The organism is Streptomyces sp. KR55, from assembly GCF_052245645.1.
GTDB lineage: Bacteria > Actinomycetota > Actinomycetes > Streptomycetales > Streptomycetaceae > Streptomyces > Streptomyces flavusporus.
On sequence record NZ_JBQQCE010000689.1, the window covers coordinates 1 to 3,608 of the forward strand.

The 3,608-nt window shown below is 69.9% G+C and carries 2 protein-coding genes and 2 pseudogenes; 3 read left to right on the forward strand and 1 reads right to left on the reverse strand.

Annotated features, from left to right (window positions below; translation table 11 throughout):
* The 3 genes and pseudogenes from ACTWQJ_RS48390 to ACTWQJ_RS48400 form a co-directional block, all read left to right on the forward strand.
* Positions 1–638, forward strand: a pseudogene (locus ACTWQJ_RS48390) (hypothetical protein); the annotation flags it as partial.
* Between the two features lie 176 nt (positions 639–814).
* Positions 815–1,711, forward strand: coding sequence for a putative sugar O-methyltransferase (locus tag ACTWQJ_RS48395; RefSeq protein WP_443312737.1), 897 nt, complete (start codon positions 815–817; stop codon positions 1,709–1,711).
* Positions 1,711–3,075: a cation:proton antiporter gene (locus tag ACTWQJ_RS48400; RefSeq protein ID WP_443312738.1), complete on the forward strand. Its 1,365-nt coding sequence runs from the start codon at positions 1,711–1,713 to the stop codon at positions 3,073–3,075. The genes ACTWQJ_RS48395 and ACTWQJ_RS48400 overlap by 1 nt, the downstream gene beginning before the upstream one ends.
* 75 nt (positions 3,076–3,150) lie before the next feature.
* Here ACTWQJ_RS48400 and ACTWQJ_RS48405 read toward each other — a convergent pair.
* Positions 3,151–3,608, reverse strand: a pseudogene (locus ACTWQJ_RS48405) (hypothetical protein); the annotation flags it as partial.

Consider the following 3,608-nt stretch of genomic DNA (forward strand, 5'->3'; position numbering starts at 1 on the left):
ACATCGGGGCGACGGGCGCGGAGGGCGACCCGGCGGTGCTGCATGCCTTCCGGGAGTGGACGGCCGATCTGCCCGACGAACTCACCTCCACCCTGCGGGTGATGTCCTTCCCCGACCTCGACTACCTGCCCCCCATGCTGCGCGGCCGGCGCATCGCGCGTGTCGCGGTCGCGCTGCGCGGTACCGAGGAGGGCGCCGAGCGGCTGGTCGCGCCGCTGCGGAAGGTGGCGCAGCCGATCGAGGACACCCTGGCTCCGATGCCGTTCGCCGAGTACCCCCGGGTGCACGCCGAGCCGGACAACCCCGGGCCGTTCATCGGGGAGAACCTCCTGGTCGACGCGCTCGACGTGACGGCCCTGGACAACCTGGCACGGCTGACCGGACCCACCATGGTGATCGTGAACATCCGTCACCTCGGGGGAGCCCTGGCCCGTCCCGCCGCCGCCCCCGACACCGTGCAGGGCCGCGATGCGCAGTACCTCGTCGCCGCGGTCGCGCCGGTCGATCCGCAGGTGTCGGTCACCCACCCCGAGGCCGCCTACGACCAGGCAAACCCCGGCTGGGCGCTGGAGCCGTTCGGCACGGCCAAGGTCGGTGTCAGCCCCGGTTTCAGTGTCGGACCGCGCGGCCGTAGCTGACCCCGGATCTGCACCGCCCGGGCCGGCCGGCATTCCCCCGAGTCGTGCTGTCCGGGCGGTGCGCAAAACCGGTCCGGGCGCCCTGTTCAATCTTGTCACCGATGATTCCCGAGCCATATTCTCCAATGCGTCGGACGCCACTCGGGGAAAGGCCTTCAATGGATTTGAAGCCGCAGGTGAACGAGCTCTGGAAATACATCGGCGAAAACGAGGTCAACGAAGAACTGATCGGTGACCTCGCCGATTTCAAGCGAAGCCAGGTGAACTACCGGCTGACCTACTTCGATGTCCGCACGAACGGCGTCCGCTATCTGAAGACGCTCATCTACAATCTGGCCGGCCGGCTGAGCCCGGAGAACTGGGAGCGGCTGCGCCGGATCAAGGGGCGTGAACTCGGGCAGCCGTACTCGGTCACCTACGACGGAGAGTCCGTCTGCCTGGACTACCTGCGCGCCGTGCGCGATCTGGAGTTCATCGAGAAGAACCTCGACCTCGACGCCGGCCGCGTTCTGGAAATCGGTGCGGGATACGGCCGTACCTGCCACACGCTGATGTCGAACAAGGACATCAGCGCATACACGATCATCGACCTGCCCACCACGATGGCACTCTCCAGGAAGTACCTGCGGACGGTGCTGTCGGAAGAGCAGTTCAGCAAGATCACGTTCATTCCTATCGACGAGATCAAGACGTCTCTCGGAGATGCAGAATTCGACCTCTGCATCAACATCGACTCGCTCGCGGAAATGGACGTCGAGACCGTCCGCTACTACTTCGCGCTGATCGCGGAACGCTGCCGGCACTTCTACACGAACAACCCGGTCGGCAAGTACATGGACAAGAGCCTCGACGACCACGCCCGCGGCGAGGACGCCATCGCCCGCGCCCTGGACGCGGGACTGCTGACCGATGTCATCGACGTCCACGACAACCGTGCGGTGCGGGAGCAGGCCCGCAAGTTCGTCGTGGCCTACCGCCCGCACGACAGCTGGCGGTGCGTCGCCGACGAGTGGGCCGCGCCGTTCACCTGGTACTGGCAGGCCCTGTTCCAGGCGCCGGCCGCCGGCCGCTGATGCCGTACGGGGGACCGGCGTCGATCCTCGCCGACGGGCCGGTCGCGCCACTCGGCCAGCACTCCCTGCTGCTGCTTCTGCTCCAGGTCGGTGTGCTGCTCGCGCTGGCGTTGCTGTTCGGCCGGCTGGCCGTGCGGTGGGGGATGCCCGCGGTGGTGGGCGAGCTCCTGGTCGGCGTCCTGCTGGGGCCGTCGCTGCTCGAACGGTTCGCGCCCGCGCTGACCGACTGGCTGTTTCCCAAGGAGCCCGGCCAGTTCCATCTCCTGGACGCGTTCAGCCAGATCGGCCTGATGCTCCTGGTCGGCGTCACCGGCACCCAGCTGAACCTCGGGCTGCTGCGCCGGCAGGGCACGACGGCCCTGCGGGTCAGCGTCGGCGGACTCGTCGTGCCGCTGGCCTTCGGTATCGGGGTCGCCTTTCTGCTGCCGGACAGGCTGGTGCCGGGGGACGTCGACCGTGCCGTGTTCGCGTTCTTCCTCGGGGTGGCGATGTGCGTCAGTGCCCTCCCGGTCATCGCCAAGACCCTGTCCGACATGGGGTTCCTCCATCGTCCCGTGGGTCAGCTCATCCTGACGGCGGGGATGGTCGACGACACGGTGGCGTGGTTCCTGCTGTCGCTCGTGACGGCGCTGGCCACGGCCGGTCTGACCGCGGGTCACGTCGGGCTGGCGCTCGCCTCGCTGGCGGTCTTCCTGGTGCTGGCGTGCACCGTCGGCCGCATGGCCGTCCGGGCCGTGCTGCGCCGGACGACACGGTCCGCGGAACCCGGGGCCACGGTTGCCGCCGTGGTGGTGATGGTGCTGCTGTCCGCGGCCGGGGCGCACGCGCTGCACCAGGAACCCCTCTTCGGCGCGTTCGTGTGCGGCCTGGTCATCAGCTCCACCGGAGAGCTGGCGCCGAACCGGCTGGCCGCTCTGCGCACGGTCGTCATGGCGGTCTTCGCACCGGTGTTCTTCGCCGCCGCCGGTCTGCGGATGGACCTGACCGGGCTCGCCGATCCGGTGGTGCTGGGCGCCGCGTTCCTGCTGCTGTTCGTGGCGGTGCTGGGCAAGTTCCTCGGCGCCTACGCCGGGGCCAGGCTCAGCCGGCGGAGCCGGTGGGAGGCGCTGGCCCTCGGGGCGGGGATGAACGCCCGTGGTGTCGTGGAGGTGGTCATCGCGATGGCGGGGCTGCGACTGGGCGTGCTCACCACGGAGATGTACACCGTCATCGTGCTGATCGCGGTGGTCACCTCGCTGATGGCACCGCCGATCCTGACGCTGGCGATGAAGCGCATCGAGGACACCGCCGAGGAGACCGCGGAACCGGAGTCCGCGGAAGAGAAGACCGCGGACGAGGAGATCCGCGAGAAGGCGTACGGATAGCGAAACAGCAGGAGGTTCCGCCGTCGCGTCCTCAGGCCGTACGGCCGACGCGACGGCGGAACCTCCTGCTCGTGGTCAGAGCTCCCCGGCGCCCGGTGCCTCGATGACCGGCAGCCGGGCGCAGCGTCGGCAGGACCGGGCCGAGCCCGCCACCAGGGCGTGCGAGGTGGCGGCGAGGGCCCCGGCGAACGCGAGCAGCAGCCAGTTGGTGCCCAGGGCGGCCGCGATGGCGAGGGCCAGGGTGGCGACGGCCATGGAGACGCTGGCGACGGTGCCGCCCCATGCGACGGTGAGCGGCAGCCGGTCCGGCGTGGGCAGCCAGCGGGCGAGTGTGCCGGTGGCCGCCAGGGCCACGGCGGCGAGCAGTGCGGCAACGGCCGAGACGCCGGCCAGGTGGACGGCCAGCAGCTGGGCCGTGCGCGGCAGTTCCCAGGTCTGGTCGTGGCCGGCCTGCCGGACCAGATACCAGCAGGCGATCACGAAGGGGACGGTGAGCGCGACGGCCCGCGCGGTGTGCCGGGCCTGGGCGATCG

Coding starts and splice junctions, on each gene's coding strand:
- ACTWQJ_RS48400 (WP_443312738.1), top strand. CDS start 1,711: ATGCCGTACGGGGGACCGGCGTCGATCCTCGCCGACGGGCCGGTCGCG.